This is a genomic window from Exiguobacterium sp. SH0S7 (assembly GCF_004337195.1).
GTDB classification, from domain to species: Bacteria; Bacillota; Bacilli; order Exiguobacteriales; family Exiguobacteriaceae; genus Exiguobacterium; species Exiguobacterium aurantiacum_A.
This window is the reverse complement of the sequence record NZ_SJVA01000049.1, coordinates 1-387: the sequence shown is the minus strand read 5'-3', so window position 1 is coordinate 387 and position 387 is coordinate 1. Positions and strand designations below refer to the sequence as shown.

The 387-nt window shown below is 52.5% G+C and carries 1 protein-coding gene; it reads right to left on the bottom strand.

Features of this window, described 5'->3' with window-relative positions; translation table 11 throughout:
- Positions 1 to 272, bottom strand: a 272-nt coding sequence (gene rhaM / locus EVJ22_RS15355) for an L-rhamnose mutarotase (RefSeq protein WP_131444287.1), incomplete at its 3' end; no start/stop codon positions are given.
- Positions 273 to 387 lie beyond the last annotated feature (115 nt).

Genomic DNA, 387 nt, shown 5'->3' with positions numbered 1-387 from the left:
CTGTTATCCGGGTTAGCGGGCATAACATCGGTCATATATTTCCACCAACGTTGGCAAACATCAGTGCTGGCAACCGCATTCCAGCGTTCTTCAGATTCAATCTCTACCATGGCAAACAGCAGATTACGCGCTTTGTCGAGATAGATGGCGTAGTTATGCGCACCGTGAGATTTCAGCACTGCTTCCAGTTCTGGCCAGATGGGATTATGCCGACGCTGATACTCTTCGTGGGCGTCGGGGTTTACCTGCATGACAAAGGCTTTGCGGATCATGTTTGCTCCTTACAGCGCCAGCGCACTGGCGAGTGGCGTAACGCCGAAACGCTTGCCGAGCGCTATCAACTCTTCACGGCTGATGGTCTGTTTCATGCCGCCCATCGAATAAACC